Origin of the sequence: Micromonospora sp. CA-248089 (assembly GCF_050948515.1) — a bacterium.
Taxonomy (GTDB): Bacteria; Actinomycetota; Actinomycetes; order Mycobacteriales; family Micromonosporaceae; genus Micromonospora.
In genome coordinates, this window is the sequence record NZ_CP192016.1 from 3,767,450 (window position 1) to 3,785,862 (window position 18,413).

14 protein-coding genes are annotated in these 18,413 nt (G+C 74.6%); 9 read left to right on the forward strand and 5 right to left on the reverse strand.

Going from position 1 to position 18,413, the window contains the following annotated elements:
- Nucleotides 1–58 precede the first annotated feature (58 nt).
- The gene (locus ACQP26_RS17945) at nucleotides 59–1,633 is read left to right on the forward strand and encodes an FMN-binding glutamate synthase family protein (protein ID WP_281577556.1); all 1,575 of its coding nucleotides are present in this window, start codon (nucleotides 59–61) and stop codon (nucleotides 1,631–1,633) included.
- On the opposite strand, the gene ACQP26_RS17950 is transcribed toward ACQP26_RS17945, so the two are convergent.
- The 4 genes from ACQP26_RS17950 to ACQP26_RS17965 form a co-directional block, all read right to left on the reverse strand.
- The gene (locus tag ACQP26_RS17950) at nucleotides 1,630–2,493 is read right to left on the reverse strand and encodes a hypothetical protein (protein WP_433493456.1); all 864 of its coding nucleotides are present in this window, start codon (nucleotides 2,491–2,493) and stop codon (nucleotides 1,630–1,632) included. The two genes, ACQP26_RS17945 and ACQP26_RS17950, sit on opposite strands and share 4 nt — an antisense overlap.
- Nucleotides 2,490–3,698: a WxL protein peptidoglycan domain-containing protein gene (locus ACQP26_RS17955; RefSeq protein ID WP_433493457.1), complete on the reverse strand. Its 1,209-nt coding sequence runs from the start codon at nucleotides 3,696–3,698 to the stop codon at nucleotides 2,490–2,492. The genes ACQP26_RS17950 and ACQP26_RS17955 overlap by 4 nt, the downstream gene beginning before the upstream one ends.
- Nucleotides 3,699–3,790: 92 nt before the next feature.
- Nucleotides 3,791–5,284: an HtaA domain-containing protein gene (locus tag ACQP26_RS17960; RefSeq protein ID WP_433493458.1), complete on the reverse strand. Its 1,494-nt coding sequence runs from the start codon at nucleotides 5,282–5,284 to the stop codon at nucleotides 3,791–3,793.
- 507 nt (nucleotides 5,285–5,791) lie between these two features.
- Nucleotides 5,792–6,058, reverse strand: a complete 267-nt coding sequence (locus tag ACQP26_RS17965) for a hypothetical protein (RefSeq protein WP_433493459.1) — start codon at nucleotides 6,056–6,058, stop codon at nucleotides 5,792–5,794.
- Between the two features lie 242 nt (nucleotides 6,059–6,300).
- Here ACQP26_RS17965 and ACQP26_RS17970 point away from each other — a divergent pair, with 242 nt between their 5' ends.
- The 6 genes from ACQP26_RS17970 (at nucleotide 6,301) to ACQP26_RS17995 (ending at nucleotide 11,550) form a co-directional block, all read left to right on the forward strand.
- Nucleotides 6,301–7,341, forward strand: a complete 1,041-nt coding sequence (locus ACQP26_RS17970; protein ID WP_433493460.1) for a heme/hemin ABC transporter substrate-binding protein — start codon at nucleotides 6,301–6,303, stop codon at nucleotides 7,339–7,341.
- Nucleotides 7,338–8,441 (forward strand): FecCD family ABC transporter permease, encoded by a 1,104-nt coding sequence (locus tag ACQP26_RS17975; protein ID WP_433493461.1) that lies wholly within the window; start codon nucleotides 7,338–7,340, stop codon nucleotides 8,439–8,441. The genes ACQP26_RS17970 and ACQP26_RS17975 overlap by 4 nt, the downstream gene beginning before the upstream one ends.
- Nucleotides 8,438–9,307, forward strand: coding sequence for a heme ABC transporter ATP-binding protein (locus ACQP26_RS17980; protein ID WP_433493462.1), 870 nt, complete (start codon nucleotides 8,438–8,440; stop codon nucleotides 9,305–9,307). The genes ACQP26_RS17975 and ACQP26_RS17980 overlap by 4 nt, the downstream gene beginning before the upstream one ends.
- Nucleotides 9,308–9,310: 3 nt before the next feature.
- Nucleotides 9,311–9,976, forward strand: coding sequence for a heme oxygenase (biliverdin-producing) (locus ACQP26_RS17985; protein WP_433493463.1), 666 nt, complete (start codon nucleotides 9,311–9,313; stop codon nucleotides 9,974–9,976).
- Nucleotides 9,973–10,278 (forward strand): DUF2470 domain-containing protein, encoded by a 306-nt coding sequence (locus tag ACQP26_RS17990; RefSeq protein WP_433493464.1) that lies wholly within the window; start codon nucleotides 9,973–9,975, stop codon nucleotides 10,276–10,278. Before ACQP26_RS17985 ends, ACQP26_RS17990 begins: the two co-directional genes overlap by 4 nt.
- A 69-nt stretch (nucleotides 10,279–10,347) precedes the next feature.
- Nucleotides 10,348–11,550, forward strand: coding sequence for a sugar efflux transporter (locus ACQP26_RS17995; RefSeq protein ID WP_433493465.1), 1,203 nt, complete (start codon nucleotides 10,348–10,350; stop codon nucleotides 11,548–11,550).
- Between the two features lie 6 nt (nucleotides 11,551–11,556).
- Here ACQP26_RS17995 and ACQP26_RS18000 read toward each other — a convergent pair whose 3' ends face one another.
- Nucleotides 11,557–12,207 (reverse strand): class I SAM-dependent methyltransferase, encoded by a 651-nt coding sequence (locus ACQP26_RS18000; RefSeq protein ID WP_433493466.1) that lies wholly within the window; start codon nucleotides 12,205–12,207, stop codon nucleotides 11,557–11,559.
- A 176-nt stretch (nucleotides 12,208–12,383) separates the two neighbouring features.
- On the opposite strand from ACQP26_RS18000, the gene ACQP26_RS18005 reads away from it, so the two are divergent.
- Both ACQP26_RS18005 and ACQP26_RS18010 read left to right on the forward strand, forming a co-directional pair.
- Nucleotides 12,384–12,614: a DUF2188 domain-containing protein gene (locus ACQP26_RS18005; RefSeq protein ID WP_269705562.1), complete on the forward strand. Its 231-nt coding sequence runs from the start codon at nucleotides 12,384–12,386 to the stop codon at nucleotides 12,612–12,614.
- A 235-nt stretch (nucleotides 12,615–12,849) separates the two neighbouring features.
- A complete protein-coding gene (locus ACQP26_RS18010; RefSeq protein ID WP_433493467.1) occupies nucleotides 12,850–18,315 on the forward strand; it encodes a carboxyl transferase domain-containing protein in 5,466 nt (1,821 codons plus the stop codon).
- The last annotated feature ends 98 nt before the right edge of the window (nucleotides 18,316–18,413 follow it).

Sequence of the window (18,413 nt, forward strand, 5' to 3'; positions counted from 1 at the left end):
GGGGCGGCCGGGTTCCATCAGGCGTTTGACCGGGTGCCGGGCCGGAAAGAGTGGCGGGATGAGCTGGGCGAGAAGAGCCGTACCCGCAGCCGTCGCCGCCGTCGCCGCGCTGGCGGCGCGGGACCTGCTGCAACGCGACCACGCGCTGCGCCGCAACTTCCCCGTGCTGGGCCGGGCCCGGTACCTGATCGAGTCGATCGGACCGGAGCTGCGGCAGTACATCGTGGCCGGCAACGACGAGGAACGGCCGTTCACCCGCGACCAGCGGCGCTGGGTGTACGCCTCGGCCAAGCAGGAGAACAACTACTTCGGGTTCGGCACCGACAACGACATTGAGCACACCTCCGGCTATCCGATCATCAAGCACCGCACGTTCGGCCGGACGGTCCCGCCGTCGGCGCCGACCGCCGGGCACGACGTGACGCTGCCCTGCGCCAAGGTGCTCGGCGCGGCGCGCGGCCGGGCGCACGCGTTCCGCCCCCAGTCGGTGGTGAACATCTCCGGGATGAGCTTCGGTTCCCTGTCCGGCAACGCGGTCGAGGCGCTCAACCGGGGCGCCGCGCTGGCCGGATGCCTGCACAACACCGGTGAGGGCGGGCTGTCGCCGTACCACCGCAACGGCGGTGAGCTGGTCTTCCAGCTCGGCACCGCGTATTTCGGCTGCCGGGACGAGCAGGGCCGGTTCAGCCTGGAGCGGCTCAAGGACCTGGTGGCGTCGGCACCGGTCCGCGCGCTGGAGATCAAGCTCAGTCAGGGCGCCAAGCCGAGCCTCGGCGGGCTGCTGCCGGCGGCGAAGGTGTCCGCCGAGATCGCCGCCACCCGGGGCATCCCGGCCGGACGCGACTGCGTCAGCCCGTCCCGGCACGCCGAGTTCTCCGACTGCGACAGCCTGCTGGACTGGGTGGAACTGCTCGCCGCCGAGACCGGCCTGCCGGTCGGCATCAAGTCCGCCGTCGGCGACCTGGGGTTCTGGGAGGAGCTGACCACGCTGATGCGCGACACCGGCCGCGGGGTGGACTTCGTGACCGTCGACGGCGGCGAGGGCGGGACCGGCGCGGCACCGCTGATCTTCAGCGACTCGGTCTCGCTGCCCTTCCAGCAGGGCTTCTCCCGGGTCTACCGGACGTTCGCCGAGCGCGACCTGCACGAGAGCGTGGTGTTCGTCGGCGCGGGCAAGCTCGGCCTGCCGGACAACGCGGTGGTGGCGTTCGCGCTCGGCGCCGACATGGTCAACGTCGGGCGGGAGGCGATGCTGGCGATCGGCTGCATCCAGGCGCAGAAGTGCCACACCGACACCTGTCCGACCGGCGTCGCCACGCAGAACGCCTGGCTGGCCCGGGGCCTGGACCCGGCCCGCAAGTCGGTGCGGGCCGCGAACTACATCCGTACGCTGCGCCGCGACCTGGTCAAGGTGGCCGAGGCGTGCGGCGTCGAGCACCCCGGACTGATCGGCACCGACGCGGTGGAGATCCTCGACGGCCGCACCTCGTCGATCCCGCTGGACCGGGCGTTCGGCTACCGGCCGGAGTGGGGGATGCCGTCGGCCGCCGACCGGGCGGAGATCGTCCGGCTGATGACGGCGGAGGCGCCGCAGGGCGGCAGCGCGCCGCCCTCCCCCACCGCCGTCGGCTAGCCGGTTCCCGCGGCGGTGCGGTGCCGGCCCCGGCGGCGGGACGGGCTCGGCCGCAGCACGAGCGGCGCGGCGACCAGGACGGCCGCCGCGCCGAGCAGCCCCCAGGGGTGACGGCTGGTCTCGACCACGAAGGCCACCGGCTGTTCCGGTACGTCGACGCGTCCGTGCAGTTCGTGCTTTCCGAGGACTGCGACGTCCACCGGCACCGGGATCTCGTACGTCCGGGTCTGTCCAGCGCCGATGGTGCCCAGGGGCGGGGCGGCGACGATGGTCTGCGCCCGGCCGGGCCGGCCGAACAGCAGCGTGAACGGCGGCTCGACCACGTCGGCCGGACCGGCGTTGCGCAGCGCGACGCGCACGGTGAGCGTCTCGGGCAGCCCGAACCAGGTCCGCAGCGGGCTGCGGCCGGCGACACCCAGCTCGTCGAGGTGCAGTCGTGGCGCGGTGGCCGGGGCGGGCGCCGGGGCGGCGGTCACGCCGCTCAGCGGCAGAGCCGCGGTGACCTGCGCGACGCCGGTCAGTTGACCGGCCCGCAGCACGCAGGGGCAGGCGACAGGCGGCGCGTCCAGCACGATCGGCGCCACGGCGGTGCCCGCCGCCACCTGGACGGTGGTGGCGTGCTCGTTGGCGCAGTCGAGCGCGCCCCGGCGGGCGTCGTTGCCGCAGACGGTCAGGTGCGCCGGGCCGGCCGGCCAGCCACGCAGCGTGACGGTGACCCGCTGCCCGACCGCCACCGGCCCGGACGGCACCGTGATCGTGGGGCGAGCCGTCGCGGCGGTGCCGGCCGCATTGGAGGGCGGTGCCGGGACCGGCGCGGCCAGCGCGAGGATCGCGGCGGCGGCCGGCAGGACCGGGTTCACCGGGCACCGGCCGCCGTGCCGCCCGCCGGGGGTTCGGCCGTCCCCGCGGCGGGAGCCCCGGGCACATCCTCCGGCCCGGCCGGAGCAGCCGAGGGCTCGGACATCGACACCGGCCCGGCGGGTGCAGCCGTCGCCGGAGGCTCGGGCACCGACGCCGATCCGGGCGAGGTGGACGGCGTGGCCGGGGTGCGACGACGGCGGCGACGCAGGGCGAGCCGGGCTCCGGCGGCCGCCAGTGCGGCGATCAGCAGCCAGGGCGGCGCCCACACGCTCGCGGTGCGCTGCACCGGGGGCAACGCGGTGTCGACGGTGGTGGGTGCGAGGTCGACGGTCGCGGTCAGCCGCAGCGCGGGCGGTACGCCGGTGACCCGCTCGGTGACGGTGAACTCGGCGCCGGGCAGCAGTTCGGGCAGGTCCACCGGGCTGGTCCGGGACAGCGTCCAGCCACCAGGGCCGTCGACGACCACCGCGCCGGTGCCGCCGACGCGGACGTTGCCGCTGTTGCGGATCCGGTAGGTGACCGTCAGGTCGGCGCGGCCGATCGGGTTGAGCGGGGTGTCGTAGTCGACGCGTACCGACTCGACCGTCACGGCGGGGCGGACCTCGCCGGCCACGCGGAGGTAGACCCGGGCGGCGATCCGCTGGTCGAGCCGGACCCGCTGCCCGTCGGCGGTGACGCCGTCCTGGGCGACCGCGGCGATCACGCCGCCGGTGTGGTCGCCCGGCGTGGCGTTGCGCGGCACCGTGAGACGGAACGGGATGTCCGCGCGCTTGCCGGGCTGGACGGTCCAGCTTCGCCGCTCGACGCCGATCCAGGCACCCACGTCGGTGGCGGCCCGGTCCGAGGGCAGCAGCGCGAACGCGCCGTCGGTGGTGGTGTACGCGTCGGTGCCGTACACCGCGAAGGTGAGCGGCCGGTCACCGAGGTTGGTCACCCCGACGTGGTCGGTGATGGTGGCGCCCGGCGCCAGGTCGTAGGTGAAGTAGTTGCGCCCGGTGGGCCCGCCGGGTCCGGACGGCTGGACCGCCCAGCGGACGGCGCCGGGGTCGGCGGACGGCGCCGGCCGGGGGGCGGCCTCGCCAGCGGCCGGCGGCCCGAGCAGCACCGCGAGTAGCACGGCGGCGAGCGCGGCGCACCACCGCGCGGCCGGGGCGCCGGGCGTCTGCCGCCGCGGGGTGCGTGTGGGAGGCGTGAGGAGGGGCATACCGTGCTCCGCTGCGAGGTGGTCGCCGGGGCGCGGCTGGTGGGGCGCGGGCGACGTGCCCGCGCCCCACCAGGTCCGACCCGGTCGGTGAATCAGGAGAGGGTCAGGGTGAGCGTGGCGACGTAGTCGCCCGCCGCGGTGGACGCCGGGACACCGAGGTTGAGCTCGGCACCGCAGGCAAAGACGCCGTTGCTGGTCCCGGCTCCGGCCGTGCACAGGGCACGGGCCTCACCGAGACCGGCGCCGGGAGCGGCCACCGCGCCCGGGATGACGGCGCCGGTGGTGCCGCCCAGCGGGTCGTCCACTACGTTCGCCGTCGGCGCCCAGCCGAGGTAGTTCCCGGCGATGACGCCACCGGCGGCGGAGGTGAAGTCGGAGACCTGTCCGACCAGGCTCCAGCCGGTGCCGGCGCCGCGCAGGTCGGCCACCGTGGCCGTGTTCAGCGGCGCCCGGGCGTACTCGCCCTTGCCGACCGGCGGCAGGGCGACGTTCGCGCCGGCCACGCTCAGGCTGAGCGGGCCGCCGGTCACGGTGCTGGTGATCCGCTGCTGGGCCGAGTTCCCACCCCCGCCGGTACGGGTGAAGGTGATCGGGGTGAACGTGTCCTGGCGGCGGTCGGCCGAACCGCGGGCGGCGAAGGTGATGACGTAGCACTGCACCTGGGTGCAGTCCACCTCGCCGCCGTTGCGGTCGGTGTAGACGGCGCTGATCGGCAGCGTCGTGGTGAAGCTGCCGTCGGCGGCCATCCGGTCCCGGGCGTCGGTCGGCTCGTTGGTCTTGTTGACCCACTTGGTGACCTGGAGGACACCGGCGTTGGCCCAGTGCTCGTCGACCTTCGGTCCGAACGAGACGTAGATGCCCGCCCCGTTGTTGAAGTCCGGGTCGAAGCCGGTGCCGCGGACGGTGACCGTGGCGCCGGCCGGGTCGAGGCCCTGGGCCGGGTCGACAGTCACCGCCGGGGTGGCGGGCGCGGTGCCGCCGCCGGTGGTGAACGTGAACGACACCGGGTCCAGCGCCTCACCGGCGACGTAGAAGCCGTTGAACGCGCCGGCCCCAGCGCTGGTGAGCGCCGCGGCCAGGTTGCTGCCCGTCACCGTGTTCCCGCTGGAGGAGGGACTCCCGGTGAGGGTGGCGATGGTGGCCTGCTTGACCGATACCGGCTCGGTCATCGTGGTGGCCAGGTCGACGTCCGCCTTCAGCGAGGCGGTGCCGCCGCCGACGTCGACCGTCGGGTTGGCCAGCGTGATGGTCAGTAGGTGCGCCGGGTACGAGAAGACGACTGTGCCGCCGTAGGTGGCGCTCGTCGTGCCGGCGGCGGCGTCGTGCGTCCCGCCGGTCGACGGGAACGTGAACGTGCCGTCGGCGTTGACGGTGGCGCCGTTGCTGACCGCGATCGGCGGGTTCCCGTTGCCGGCCTTGACGTAGGCGCGGAAGCTGGCCTTGAAACCCCAGGTCAGACTTCCGCTGGTGATCTCGGCCTCGGCCGCCGAGGCCGGTCCGGCGCCCACGAGCGCGCTCGACACGCCGAGGGCGAGCACCGCCACCCAGCGCATCGACCGGAGGGCTCCGGCTCTGGATCTGAACATGCTGTTCCTCTCGGGAGGGGAAGCGAAGGCATTAGGTTAGGCAACCCTAAGATGACGAGTGATCGGCAAAGCGGACCAAGATCTTCAACTGAAAGGGCCCCTTGCGACCTGCGGCTTTGCCACTTAGGTTAGCCAAACCTAAGCAACCACTCGGCCGGCACTCGGTCGTACCTGTCGTGTGAGGAGCCCGATGCGAGCACGGCGCCGCACCATCCTGACCACAGTTCTGCTCACCGCGGCCGTCGTCGCCGCCACGCCCGTGCCGGCCCACGCCGGCACCGCCACCGGCAGCGGCGGCCAGAAGCTCACCGTCACGCCGAGCACCGGCCTGAGCCGCTCCGGCGCCACAGTGACCGTCTCCGGGCGGGGCTACGACGTCGACAAGGGCATCTACGTCGCGTACTGCGTCGACAACGGCCCCGGCGTGACGGCGACTCCGTGCGGCGGCGGCGCGGACACCAGCGGCAGCCTCGGCGCCTCGCAGTGGATCTCGTCGAACCCGCCCAGCTACGCCGAGGGCCTGCCCAAGCCGTACGGGCCCGGCGGCTCGTTCTCGGTGACGGTCAAGGTGACCCCCACCATCGGCGACGTCGACTGCACCGTCCGGCGCTGCGCTGTCGTCACCCGCGCCGACCACACCCGGGCCTCCGACCGCTCGCAGGACGTGCGGGTGCCGGTCACCTTCGCCGCCGCCGCGGGCACCACGAGCGCCCCGGCGAAGGCGGACCCCGCGTCGAAGGCGACCACGCCCGCCGCGACCGCGCCCCGGGCCATCACCGGCCAGGGCGCGCCGGCCCCGCCGCCTCCGGCAGCGCGCCCGCCGCACCCGGGGCGGCGCCCGCCGCGACCGGTGCCGGGGCTCCGTCGCCGGCTGCGGCCGGCGACCTGCACGTCACCCGGATCAGCGACACCGCCGGCGCCGGACGCGGATGGACCATCGGGGTCGTCGCCGCAGGGCTGGCCCTGGTCGCCCTGGTCGGCCTCGGCCGGTGGCGGCGCCGTCGTGGTGCCGGCCGATGAGCCGCCCGCACCGCCCCCGGCGACCAGGCCGGGGACCGCTGATCGCGCTGCTCGCGGCCACCATGGCGGCGACCGGCTGCGCCGCGCCGGGCGGATCGGGTACGCCGTCCGCCGCCGGCTGCGGGCCGGTCACCGCCACAGTGGACGACGCCGACGTCGACCCGGTCCGCCCGGCGCCCACACCCGCGCTGCCGGCCACCGTACGCTCCGGCGACGGCACGACGGTGACGGTCGACGACGTCAGCCGCATCCTCCCGGTGAACCTGCACGGCTCGATCGCCGAGATCGTCTTCGGCCTCGGCCTGGGCGGCAACGTCATCGGACGGGACACCTCGACCACGTTCCCCGCCGCCGCGCACCTGCCGGTGGTCACCCCGGGCGGGCACGACCTCTCCGCCGAGGCGGTGCTCGACCTCGACCCGAGCGTGCTGCTCGTCGACGACGGCGTCGGGCCGCCCGAGGTGCTGCGCCAACTGGGCGCCGCGGGCATCCCGGTCGTGCAGGTACGGGCCGAGCCGACCCTCGACGGCGTACCGGCGCACATCCGCGCGATCGCGGCGGCACTCGGCGTACCCGAGGCCGGGGAGCGGCTGGTGGCCCGCGTGCAGAGCGAGACCGCCGAGGCCCGGCGCGCCGCCCCGGCGGGCCGGGCGCCGAGGATCGCGTTCCTCTACCTGCGCGGCACCGCCGGGGTGTACCTGATCGGCGGCCGGGGCGCCGGGTCCGACGCGATGATCGAGGCGATCGGCGGCGTCGACGCCGGCAGCGCCGCCGGGCTGTCCAAGTTCCGTCCGCTGACCAGCGAGGGCCTCATCAACGCCGCGCCGGACGTGATCCTGGTGATGAGCGCCGGGCTCGCCTCCGTCGGCGGCGTCGACGGGCTGCTGAAGCTGCCCGGTGTGGCGCAGACGCCGGCCGGCGCGAACCGGCGCGTCGTCGACATGGCCGACGGCACGCTGCTCACCTTCGGCGTCCGCTCCGGCCGCGTCGTCCAGGCCCTGGCCCGCGCCGTCTACTCGTGCGAGGACCCGTCGTGACCGCGGTACGGACCGAGCGCGCGCCCGCCACCGACAAGGCGCCCGCCACCGGCGCCCCCCGGTCCGCCGGCCGGCGGGGCACCGTACTGCTGGCCGGGCTCGGCGTCGCCCTGGTGCTCGTCGCCCTGTTGGCGGCCGGGCGCGGCCAGGTGGCGATCTCCCCCGCCGAGGTGCTCGGCTCCGTGCTGCACCGCCTCGGCCTGGACCTGGGTCCGCTGCCGTCGGCGGCGCAGGGCGAGAACGCGCTCTGGATCGTCCGCTTCCCGCGGGTGCTGCTGGCGGCCGTCGTCGGTGCCGCCCTCGGCTGTGCCGGCGCGATCATGCAGGGCGTCTTCGGCAACCCGCTCGCCGAGCCCGGCGTCATCGGGGTGTCGGCCGGCGCGGCCGTCGGCGCCGCGCTGGCCATCGTCACCGGCGTCACCGTCCTGGGCGGATGGACAGTGCCGCTCGCCGCCTTCGCCGGCGGCCTCGCCACCACCTACCTGGTGTACGCGCTGGCCCGCTCCGGGGGCCGGACCGAGGTGGTGACGCTGGTCCTGACCGGCGTCGCGGTCAACGCGGTGGCCGGATCGGTGATCGGACTGCTCATGTTCGTCACCGACCAGTCCGGCGTACAGGCCATCGCCTTCTGGAACCTCGGCAGCCTCGCCCAGGCCAGTTGGACGGCCGTCGGTCTCGCCGCGCCGTGCCTGCTCGTCGGCCTCGCCGTCGCCTGCGCCGACGCGCGCCGGCTCGACCTGCTCGCCCTCGGCGAACCCGCCGCCCGGCACCTCGGCGTCGACGTCGAACGCCTGCGGCTGCGGCTGATCGTCGTCACCGCGCTGCTCGGTGCCGCCGCGGTGGCGTTCACCGGCATCATCAGCTTCGTCGGACTGGTCGTGCCCCACCTGATCCGGATGGTCGCCGGACCGGGCCACCGGGTGCTGCTGATCGCCAGCGCGCTCGGCGGGGCCGTCGTGGTGATCGGCGCCGACCTCGCGGCACGTACCCTCGTCGAGCACCAGGAGCTGCCCCTCGGCGTGCTCACCGCGGTCATCGGCGGCCCGGCGTTCTTCTGGCTGCTGCGCCGCACCCGCGACCGGGCCGGAGGCTGGGGATGAGCCGCCTGCGTCCGCCGCGCCGGTTCGCCGCCGCCCGCCCACCGGAGACGGCGCCCGCCGGGCACCTCCGGATCCGGGTGGCCGGGCTACGCGTCGAACGCGCCGGACGGGCCGTGCTCGACGGAGTCGACCTGGAGGTACGCGCCGGTGAGGTGCACGCCCTGGTCGGGCCGAACGGCGCCGGAAAGTCGACGCTGCTCGGCGCGATCAGCGGGGACGTGCCGACCGCCGCCGGCCGGATCGAGGTCGACGGGCTGCCCCGCGAGTCGTGGAGCGCGGTGGAACTGGCCTGGCGCCGGGCCGTCCTCACCCAGCGCAACACGCTGAGTTTCCCGTTCACGGTCGGGGAGGTGGTGCGGATGGGCCGGGCGCCGTGGGCCGGGCGGCCCGAGCGGGACCAGGACGACGCCGTCGTCGCCGACGTGCTCGACCGCTGCGACATCGCCCGCTTCGCGGCCCGGCCGTATCCCGCGCTCTCCGGCGGCGAGCAGGCCCGCGCCGCGCTGGCCCGGGTCCTCGCGCAGCGCGCCACCACGCTGCTGCTCGACGAGCCGACCGCCGCGCTCGACCTGCGCCACCAGGAACTGGTGATGCGTATCGCGCGGGAGCGGGCCCACGCCGGGGACGCCGTGGTCGTGGTGCTGCACGACCTGACGCTGACCGGTGCGTACGCGGACACCGTGACCCTGCTCGGCGACGGACGCGTCCGCGCCGCCGGGGCACCGCGCGAGGTGCTCACCGCCCCGCTGCTCAGCGAGGTCTACCGGTACGACATCGAGGTCGTCCCCCACCCCCGTGACGCGTTGCCGCTGATCGTTCCCCGACGCGGCCGGCCCGACAGATCGTCAGTCGACGAGGAGAGATAGCAGATGGATACACAGACGTTCGCGGCCCGGCTGCGTGCCGAGACCCGCGACGCGCACCAGAGCGCCGAGTCCCAGCGGTACGTCTCCGCGCTCACCTCGGGTCAACTCGACGTGGCCGGCTACACCGCGCTCGTCGTCGCGCACCACGCCATCTACGCGGCGCTGGAGGGCGTCGCGGAGACGATGCGCCACGACCCGCTGGCCGGCCCGTTCGTCGACGACGCGCTGACCCGGCTGCCCGCGCTCGACGCCGACCTGCGGTTCCTGCTCGGCCCGCGGTGGCCGGAGGCGGTGGAGCCGGTTCCGGCCGCGTCCGCGTACGCCGCGCGGATCGCCTCGGCCTGCCCCGGTTCGCCCGAGCGGTTCATCGCGCACCACTACATCCGCTACCTCGGCGACCTGTCCGGCGGACGGCACATCGGGCGCTGCGTGACCCGGTACTACGGGGTGACAGCGGACGCCGGGGCGTCGTTCTACCGCTTCCCGCGCATCACCGACCCGAAGGCGTACAAGGACGCCTACCGGGCGAGACTGGACGCGCTCGCGCTGGACGAGGCCGGCCGCGCCGCGCTGCGCGACGAGGTGCTGCTGGCGTACGAGCACAACATCGCGGTCTTCACCGACCTGGGCCGTCTCGTCGCGGCCGACGATCGGGAGGGCGCCGCGTGAACGCCGGGTTCCCGCCGGAGGTGGTCGCCGCCGTCAGCCGGCACATGAACGACGACCACGCCGGGGACGCGCTGCTGATCTGCCGTACGCTCGGCGGCCGGCCGGACGCCACGGCGGCCCGTACCACCGGCCTGGACGCCGACGGCATCGACTTCGCCGTCACCGTCGGCGGCACCGAGGTCCCGGTGCGCGTCCCGTTCGCCCACCGCCTCACCGAACGGGCGCAGATCCGCCGGGAGGTGGTGCGCATGTACCGGGAGGCGTGTGAGCAGGCCGGCGTACCGCCCCGGGCGGCCGGCTGAGCACCGGGGACTGTCCGGGCTGCGGAAACCCGGTCGGCCGCCGCGCCGCCGCGGCGTACAGTCCGCCGCATGGCTGTGGACACCAGGCCGGCGGTGCGCGCCGGCCGATTCCGGCTGCTCCCGCTGGGTGTGGTCTTCCTGACCGTCGGTCTGTCCACCGCCGTGGTGCTGCCGTTCCTGTCGCTGTTCCTCGACCGGGAGGTCCACGCCAGTCCGGTACGGGTGACCGTGTTCCTGGTCGTCGCCCCGCTGTCCGGGGTGGTCGCTTCCGCGCTGATCGGCCGGCTGTCGGACCGCCTGCCGATCCGGCGCGCGCTGCTGGTCGGCGCCGCGCTGGCCGGCGTGGTGGGCGCGGGCCTGACCGCGTACGTCCGCGACTACTGGATCCTGCTGGGGCTGACCGCCACCGCCACCGCGCTGGCGAACTCGCTGTTCCCGCAGTCGTTCGCGTACACCCGGGCGCTGTTCGACAGGGACGATCCGGCGCGGGCCGCGTTCGGCGTCAGCCTCATGCGTACCGTGTTCTCGCTGGCCTGGGTGGCCGGGCCGGCGCTGGCCGCGGTGCTGCTCGACGTCGGCGGCTTCCGCCTGGTCTACGGCATGGCCGCCGTCATGTACGCGCTGGCCGCGCTGGTGGCCGCGTTCCGGCTGGAGGAGCTGCCGCTGCCGGCGCGGCCGGTCGCGGCCGACCCGGACGGCGCCCCGCCCGGCCCGCCCGGCGCGTCCCGGCTGCGGTTGGCGCTGACGGCGCTCACGTTCGTCCTGCTCCAGTGCCCGCTGACGGTCGGTGTGCAGGCGATGCCGCTGTTCATCGACACCGAACTGAACGACGACCCCTCCCGCGCCGGGCTGGTGCTGGGCCTGTGCGCGGCGCTGGAGATCCCGCTGATCCTCGGGCTGGGCGCGCTGACCGCGCGGGTCCGGCTGCGACTGCTGGTCCTGGTCGGCGGCGCCTGCGGGGTCGCCTACTACGCGACCGCCGCGCTGGCGCCGAGCGTGCCGGTCCTGCTGTTCGCGCAGCCGGTGAACGCGCTGTTCATCGCCGCGGTGTCCGGCGTCGGCATCGCCTACGTGCAGGATCTGCTGCCGGGCGAGCCGGGCCGGGCCACCACGCTGTTCACCAACACGTTCCCGATCGGCGCCATGCTCGCCGGGCCGCTGCTCGGGCTCTCCGCGCAGGTCGGCTACCGGTGGGCGTACGGCATGAGCACCGCGCTGTGCGCGACCGGGCTGCTGGTGCTGCTGCTGACCCGGCCGCCCGCGCGGGCCTGACCGGGGTCAGCGGCGCCGCACCAGCACCACGTGGTCGATCAACTCACCGGTCTGGCCGTCCGGGCCGGTGGCCGTACGGCGCGCCGCGCCCAGCCGCTCGGTTTCCCAGGCGTCCGGGTCGAGGCTCATCGCGGCCAGGATCTCCTCCGGTTCGGCGAACCGGTGGTGGCCGGTGTCGGGCCCGGCCCAGGGCGGCGGCGCGCCGTGTTCGACGACGAGCAGCAGGCCGCCGGGCGCGACCGCCTCGGCCGCCGGGGGCAGCACCTCCTCCCGGGGCAGGACCAGCGGCGACTGGAAGAACTGCGCGGACACCAGGTCGTAGCGGCCGGGCGGGAAGCCCTGGGTGAGGTCGTGCCGGACGGTGGTGATCCGGTCGGCCACCCCGGCCCGCTCGGCCTCCACGACGAGGCGGTCCAGCGCGACGGACGAGATGTCCACGGCGGTGACCCGCCAGCCGTGCGACGCGAGCCACACCGCGTCGCCGCCCTCGCCGCTGCCCAGGTCGAGCACGGTGCCCGGGGGCAGCGCGGCGGCCACCTCGGCCAGGACCGGGTTCACCCGGCCGCTCCAGATCCGGTCCCGCTGGCCGTACCGCTCGTCCCAGAACCGGGCCGGGTCGGTGTCCGCCGGGTGCTCGTGGTGGTGGTGCCCCGTCATATCTGCCTCCTCGCCGCCGGTCGTCTGCCGACCGGCCCCGCCATCGTGCGTCGCCCCGGACCGGACAGCAAGGAAGCTTGCTGTTCCGGCAAACGGCTGAGCTACCGCAGGATTAACGCACCGCGCCCGTGGGCAGACATTTGTCATCGGACACGCGAACGAGGGGAGCTGACGGCATGGCGAAGGGCGACATCGACACCTACCAGCAGGACGGGCAGTGGAAGAACCGCCCGGAGGGCAACGAGCGCGCGAGCAGCCGCCACGACACCAAGGCGGAGGCCGAAGCGGCCGGCCGGGAGATGGCGGCCGACCGCGGCACCGAGCACGTGATCAAGAAGCAGGACGGCACGATCGGCGAGAAGAACACGTACCCCCGCGAGCGCGACCCCCGGGACATCCCGGGCTGAGCCCGCACCGCAGGCACGTCACGGCGCCGGACCCGCACGGGTCCGGCGCCGTATCGCGTACCGGCTGGTAGTGAGTGGCTGGCTAAAAACTTTTGTTCGGTTCCTACAACGGTCCCCGCTCAGGCTTCGGCCGTTACGACATGGCGCCGCCCGCGCACAGCCGGAAGGGTGAGGCAAGCCGGGGGCATCGCCGCGCCCGGCGCGCAGGAGTGGGTCAACCGAAGGGGACGGTCACGTGTTCACCCGTGTCGCCATCGTCAACCGTGGTGAGGCCGCGATGCGGCTCATCCACGCGGTCCGGGAACTGGCCGCGGAGACCGGCAGCCGGATCGAGACCGTCGCGCTGTACACCGACGTCGACCGTACCGCCACGTTCGTCCGCGAGGCGGACATCGCCTACGACCTCGGCCCCGCGTCCGCCCGCCCGTACCTCGACCTGAAGACCCTGGAGCGCGCGCTGGTCGAGACCGGCGCGGACGCCGCGTGGGTGGGCTGGGGTTTCGTGGCGGAGGACCCGGCGTTCGCCGAGCTGTGCGAGAAGATCGGCGTGACGTTCGTCGGGCCGAGCCCTGATGCCATGCGCAAGCTCGGCGACAAGATCGGCGCGAAGCTGATCGCCGAGGAGGTCGGCGTGCCGGTCGCGCCGTGGAGCCGCGGCGCGGTGGAGAGCCTCGAGGACGCGCTGCGCGCGGCGGCCTCGATCGGCTACCCGCTGATGCTCAAGGCGACAGCCGGTGGCGGCGGGCGCGGCATCCGGGTGATCCGCAGCGACGCCGAGCTGGCCGACGCCTACGAGCGCACCAGCCAGGAGGCGGCGCGCGCGTTCGGCAGTGGCGTGGTGTTCCTGGAGCGCCTGGTCACCGGCGCCCGGCACGTCGAGGTGCAGGTGATCGCCGACGGTCAGGGCACCGCGTGGGCGCTCGGGGTACGGGACTGCTCGGTGCAGCGGCGCAACCAGAAGGTGATCGAGGAGTCCGCGTCGCCGGTGCTCGCCCCGGAGCAGGTGGCGGAGCTGAAGGCGTCGGCGGAGCGCCTGGCGGTGGCGGTCGGCTACCGGGGCGCGGCCACTGTCGAGTTCCTCTACCACCCGGGCGACCGGCTGTTCGCGTTCCTGGAGGTCAACACGCGCCTGCAGGTCGAGCACCCGATCACCGAGGCGACCACCGGGTTCGACCTGGTCAAGGCACAGCTGCATGTGGCCGGTGGCGGCCGGCTCACCGGTGAGCCGCCGGTCGAGCGCGGGCACGCGATCGAGGCGCGGCTCAACGCCGAGGACCCGGACCGCGACTTCGCCCCCTCCCCCGGCCGGATCACCCGGCTGGACCTGCCCGCCGGGCCCGGCATCCGGGTCGACACCGGCGTCAGCGAGGGCGACACCATCCCGGCCGACTTCGACTCCATGATCGCCAAGATCATCGCGTACGGCCGGGACCGGGACGAGGCGCTGGGCCGCCTGCGCCGGGCGATGGCGAACACCACAGTGGTCATCGCCGGCGGCGCGACGAACAAGAGCTTCGTGCTCGACCTGCTCGACCAGCCCGAGGTGATCGACGCCAGCGCGGACACCGGCTGGATCGACCGGGTACGCGGCGAGGGCCGGCTGGTCGCGCACCGGCACTCCGCCGTGGCGCTCGCCGCCGCCGCGATCGAGGCGTACGAGGAGGACGAGACCGCCGAGCGGCAGCGGCTGCTGTCCACCGCCGCCGGTGGACGCCCGCAGGTGCAGCACCGCAGCGGCCGGCCGCTGGACCTGAAGCTGCGCGGCGTGACCTACCGGATGCGGGTGGCCCGGGTCGGCGCGCACCGGTTCCGGGTCGGCGTCGAGGCCGGTGGCGACGCGCGCACCGCCGACGTCGAGCTGGACCGCTTCGACCGGCACACCGGCCAGATCGCCGTCAACGGCGCGCGGTTCCGCCTACTCACCGACACCCACGGGCCGGTGCATCTGGTCGAGGTGGACGGTGTGACGCACCGGATCAGCCGCGACGAGGGCGGCGTGCTGCGCTCGCCCATGCCGGCGCTGGTGGTCGCCACGCCACTCGCGGTCGGTGCGGAGGTCGAGGCCGGCGCGCCGGTGCTGGTGCTGGAGGCGATGAAGATGGAGACGGTGCTGCGGGCACCGTTCCGGGCCCGCCTCAAGGAGTCGTCGGTGGCGGTCGGCACCCAGGTGGAGGCCGGGGCACCGCTGCTGCGCCTGGAACCGATCGCGGAGTCCGGCGACGAGGCGGCCGCCGGCCCGGCCGGACCGGCGGTCGAGCTGGACCTGCCCACCGCGCCCGCCGACGTGCCGGCGCGGTCGCGGGCCGAACGCGGCCAGGAGGACCTGTGCTCGCTTCTGCTCGGCTACGACGTCGACCCGCACGACGAGCGCCGCGTGCTCGACGACTACCTGGACGCGCGGCGCGCGGCCACCGAGGCCGGGCACCGGCCGCTGGCCGAGGAACTGGAACTGGTGAACGTCTTCGCCGACCTGGCCGAGCTGAGCCGTAACCGGCCCGGCGGCGACGACGGGCCGGGCGGGCACGTGCACAGCGCCCGCGAGTACTTCCACACCTACCTGCAGAGCCTCGACGTCGAGCGGGCCGGTTCCCCGGAGTCGTTCCGGACCCGCCTGGCCAAGGCGCTCGCCCACTACGGCGTCACCGAGCTGGACCGCTCCCCCGACCTGGAGGCCGCGGTCTTCCGGATCTTCCTGGCCCAGCAGCGGGCCGCCGCGGACGCCACGGTGATCGCCGCGCTGCTGCGCTCCTGGCTGCGCGAGCCGCCGCCGGACGAGGCGCTGCGCGAGCCGGCCGGTCTCACGCTGGAGCGGCTCGTCGCGGCCACCCAGGTCCGCTTCCCGGTGGTCGCCGACCTGGCCCGCGGCGTGGTGTTCGCCTGGTTCGCCCAGCCGCTACTGCGCCGCAACCGGGCCCGGGTCTACGCCCAGGTCCGCACCCACCTGCGGCACCTCGACGCGCAGCCGGACGCGCCGGACCGCGCCGAACGGATCGCCGAGATGGTCCGCAGCACCGAGCCGCTGGTGCGGCTGCTCGGCCAGCGCCTGGTCCGCAACGACCTGGACAACGCGGCCATGCTGGAGGTGCTGACCCGCCGGTACTACGGCAACAAGGCGCTCACCGAGGTCAGCACCCGCGCCGCCGGCGGCTGCACGTTCGTGGTGGCCGGGCGCGACGGGTCGAGCGTGGTCTCGGCCGCCGTACGCTTCGACGCCCTCGGCGACGCGCTGCGCGGGCTGGCCCAGGTGGCCCGGGACTGCGAGGCCGTCGACGCGGACGTCTACCTGGCCTGGGAGAACCAGCCCGAGGACCTGGGCGCCACCGCCGCCGCGCTGCTGGAGGTCGTCAACGCGCACCCGCTGCCGCAGCAGGTGCGCCGCCTCACCACCACCGTCGCCGGGCGCGCGGGCGCGGTGATGCACCACCACGTCACGTTCCGCCCCGCCGAGGGCGGCGGGATGGTCGAGGAGCGGCTGATCCGCGGCCTGCACCCGTACATCGCGCAGCGGATGCACCTGGAACGGCTGCGCGAGTTCGACCTGACCCGGCTGCCGTCGCTGGACGAGGAGGTCTACCTGTTCCAGGCGGTCGCCCGGCAGAACCCGTCCGACCAGCGGCTGGTCGCGTTCGCGCAGGTGCGTGACCTGACCGAGCTGCGGGAACAGGACGGCCGGCTGGTGGCGCTGCCGACCACCGAGGACACGGTGGCGGCCTGCATCGACTCGATCCGCCGGGCGCAGTCGAGGCGGCCGTCGAAGTCGCGGTTCCCGACCAACCGGATCGTCATCTACGTGTGGCCGCCGAGCGAGCTGACCCGCGAGGAGATGGAGCTGATCGCCGGGCGGGTACGCCCGACCACTGTGGGCGCCGAGCTGGAGGAGATCCTGTTCATCGCGCGGCAGCGCGACCGGCGTACCGGCGAGCTGACCAAGGTGGGCGTGCGGATCACCTTCGACGTGAGCGGGCACGCGCAGCTGACGGTGGGCGAGCCGCCGGTCGAGCCGGTCGAGCCGCTGGACGACTACCGGCTGAAGGTGCTGCGCGCGGCCGGCCGCAACACGGTCTACCCGTACGAGCTGACCGGTCTGCTGGGTGACTTCGTCGAGCACGACCTGGACGCCGACCACCAGCTGGTGCCGGTGGACCGGCCGAAGGGCCGCAACACCGCGGCGATCGTGGCCGGCGTGGTGACCACCCCGACGCCGCGGCACCCGCAGGGCGTGACCCGGGTGGTGCTGCTCGGCGACCCGACCAAGGCGCTGGGCGCGCTGTCCGAGCCGGAGTGCCGGCGGGTGATCGCCGCGCTGGACCTGGCGCAGCGGATGGGCGTGCCGCTGGAGTGGTACGCGTTGAGCGCCGGCGCCCGGATCTCGATGACCTCCGGCACGGAGAACATGGACTGGGTGGCCGCGGCGCTCAAGCGCATCGTCGAGTTCACCCAGGACGGTGGTGAGATCAACATCGTGGTGGCGGGCATCAACGTCGGCGCCCAGCCGTACTGGAACGCCGAGGCGACGATGCTCATGCACACCAAGGGCGTGCTGGTCATGACGCCGGACTCGGCGATGGTGCTCACCGGCAAGCAGTCGCTCGACTTCTCCGGCGGCGTCTCCGCCGAGGACAACTTCGGCATCGGCGGCTACGACCGGGTGATGGGGCCGAACGGGCAGGCGCAGTACTGGGCGCCGGACCTGCCGGCCGCTCGGGACGTGCTGATGGCGCACTACGACCACACGTACGTCGCGCCGGGCGAGCACGCCCCGCGCCGGGCCGTCACCATGGACCCGGTGGACCGGGACATCTGCGGTTACCCGCACGCGGTGGCCGGCAGCGACTTCGCCACTGTGGGCGAGATCTTCTCCGCCACCGCCAACCCGGACCGCAAGAAGCCGTTCGACATCCGTACCGTGATGCGGGCCCTCGCCGACCAGGACCACCCGGTGCTGGAGCGGTGGGCCGGCATGGCCGACGCGGAGACGGCGGTGGTGCAGGACGTGCACCTCGGCGGCATCCCGGTGTGCCTGCTCGGCATCGAGTCGCGCTCGGTGCCCCGGCACGGTTTCCCGCCCACCGACGGCCCGGACACGTACACCGCGGGCACGCTGTTCCCGCGTTCGTCGAAGAAGGCCGCGCGGGCGATCAACGCGGCAAGCGGCAACCGGCCGCTGGTCGTGCTCGCCAACCTGTCCGGCTTCGACGGCTCACCCGAGTCGATGCGCAAGCTGCAACTGGAGTACGGCGCGGAGATCGGCCGGGCGATCGTGAACTTCCGCGGCCCGATCGTGTTCTGCGTGATCTCGCGCTACCACGGCGGCGCGTTCGTGGTCTTCTCCAAGGCGCTCAACCCGGACATGACGGTGCTGGCGATCGAGGGGTCGTTCGCCTCGGTGCTCGGTGGCGCGCCCGCCGCCGCCGTGGTGTTCGCCGGCGAGGTCGCCGCCCGCACCGCCGCCGACGCCCGGGTACGCGACCTGGAGGCCCGGGTCACCGCCGCGGCCGGCACCGAGCGGGCGACGCTCACCGCCGAGCTGGACGAGCTGCGCGCCTCGGTGCGGGCGGAGAAGCTGGGCGAGGTGGCCGCCGAGTTCGACCGGGTGCACAGCATCCAGCGCGCGGTCGAGGTCGGCTCGGTGGACGCGGTGATCCGTGCTGCCGAGCTGCGTCCCCGCGTCATCGAGGCGATCGAGGCGCACCTGCGCTGACACATCGCACCGCCGGGCGGCGGGCGGGCCTTCGGGCCCGCCCGCCGTTTCGCGTGCGCCGGTCCTTGACGGACCCTCGGTGGCATGGTGTGCTCAAT

What these genes read in the sequence shown, in the direction of transcription:
- ACQP26_RS17945 (WP_281577556.1), top strand. Translation starts at nt 59, where the DNA reads ATGAGCTGGGCGAGAAGAGCCGTACCCGCAGCCGTCGCCGCCGTCGCC.
- ACQP26_RS17955 (WP_433493457.1), bottom strand. Translation starts at nt 3,698, where the DNA reads ATGCCCCTCCTCACGCCTCCCACACGCACCCCGCGGCGGCAGACGCCC.
- ACQP26_RS17960 (WP_433493458.1), bottom strand. Translation starts at nt 5,284, where the DNA reads ATGTTCAGATCCAGAGCCGGAGCCCTCCGGTCGATGCGCTGGGTGGCG.
- ACQP26_RS17965 (WP_433493459.1), bottom strand. Translation starts at nt 6,058, where the DNA reads ATGGCCCGGGGCGCGGTCGCGGCGGGCGTGGTCGCCTTCGACGCGGGG.
- ACQP26_RS17970 (WP_433493460.1), top strand. Translation starts at nt 6,301, where the DNA reads ATGAGCCGCCCGCACCGCCCCCGGCGACCAGGCCGGGGACCGCTGATC.
- ACQP26_RS17980 (WP_433493462.1), top strand. Translation starts at nt 8,438, where the DNA reads ATGAGCCGCCTGCGTCCGCCGCGCCGGTTCGCCGCCGCCCGCCCACCG.
- ACQP26_RS17985 (WP_433493463.1), top strand. Translation starts at nt 9,311, where the DNA reads ATGGATACACAGACGTTCGCGGCCCGGCTGCGTGCCGAGACCCGCGAC.
- ACQP26_RS17995 (WP_433493465.1), top strand. Translation starts at nt 10,348, where the DNA reads ATGGCTGTGGACACCAGGCCGGCGGTGCGCGCCGGCCGATTCCGGCTG.
- ACQP26_RS18000 (WP_433493466.1), bottom strand. Translation starts at nt 12,207, where the DNA reads ATGACGGGGCACCACCACCACGAGCACCCGGCGGACACCGACCCGGCC.
- ACQP26_RS18005 (WP_269705562.1), top strand. Translation starts at nt 12,384, where the DNA reads ATGGCGAAGGGCGACATCGACACCTACCAGCAGGACGGGCAGTGGAAG.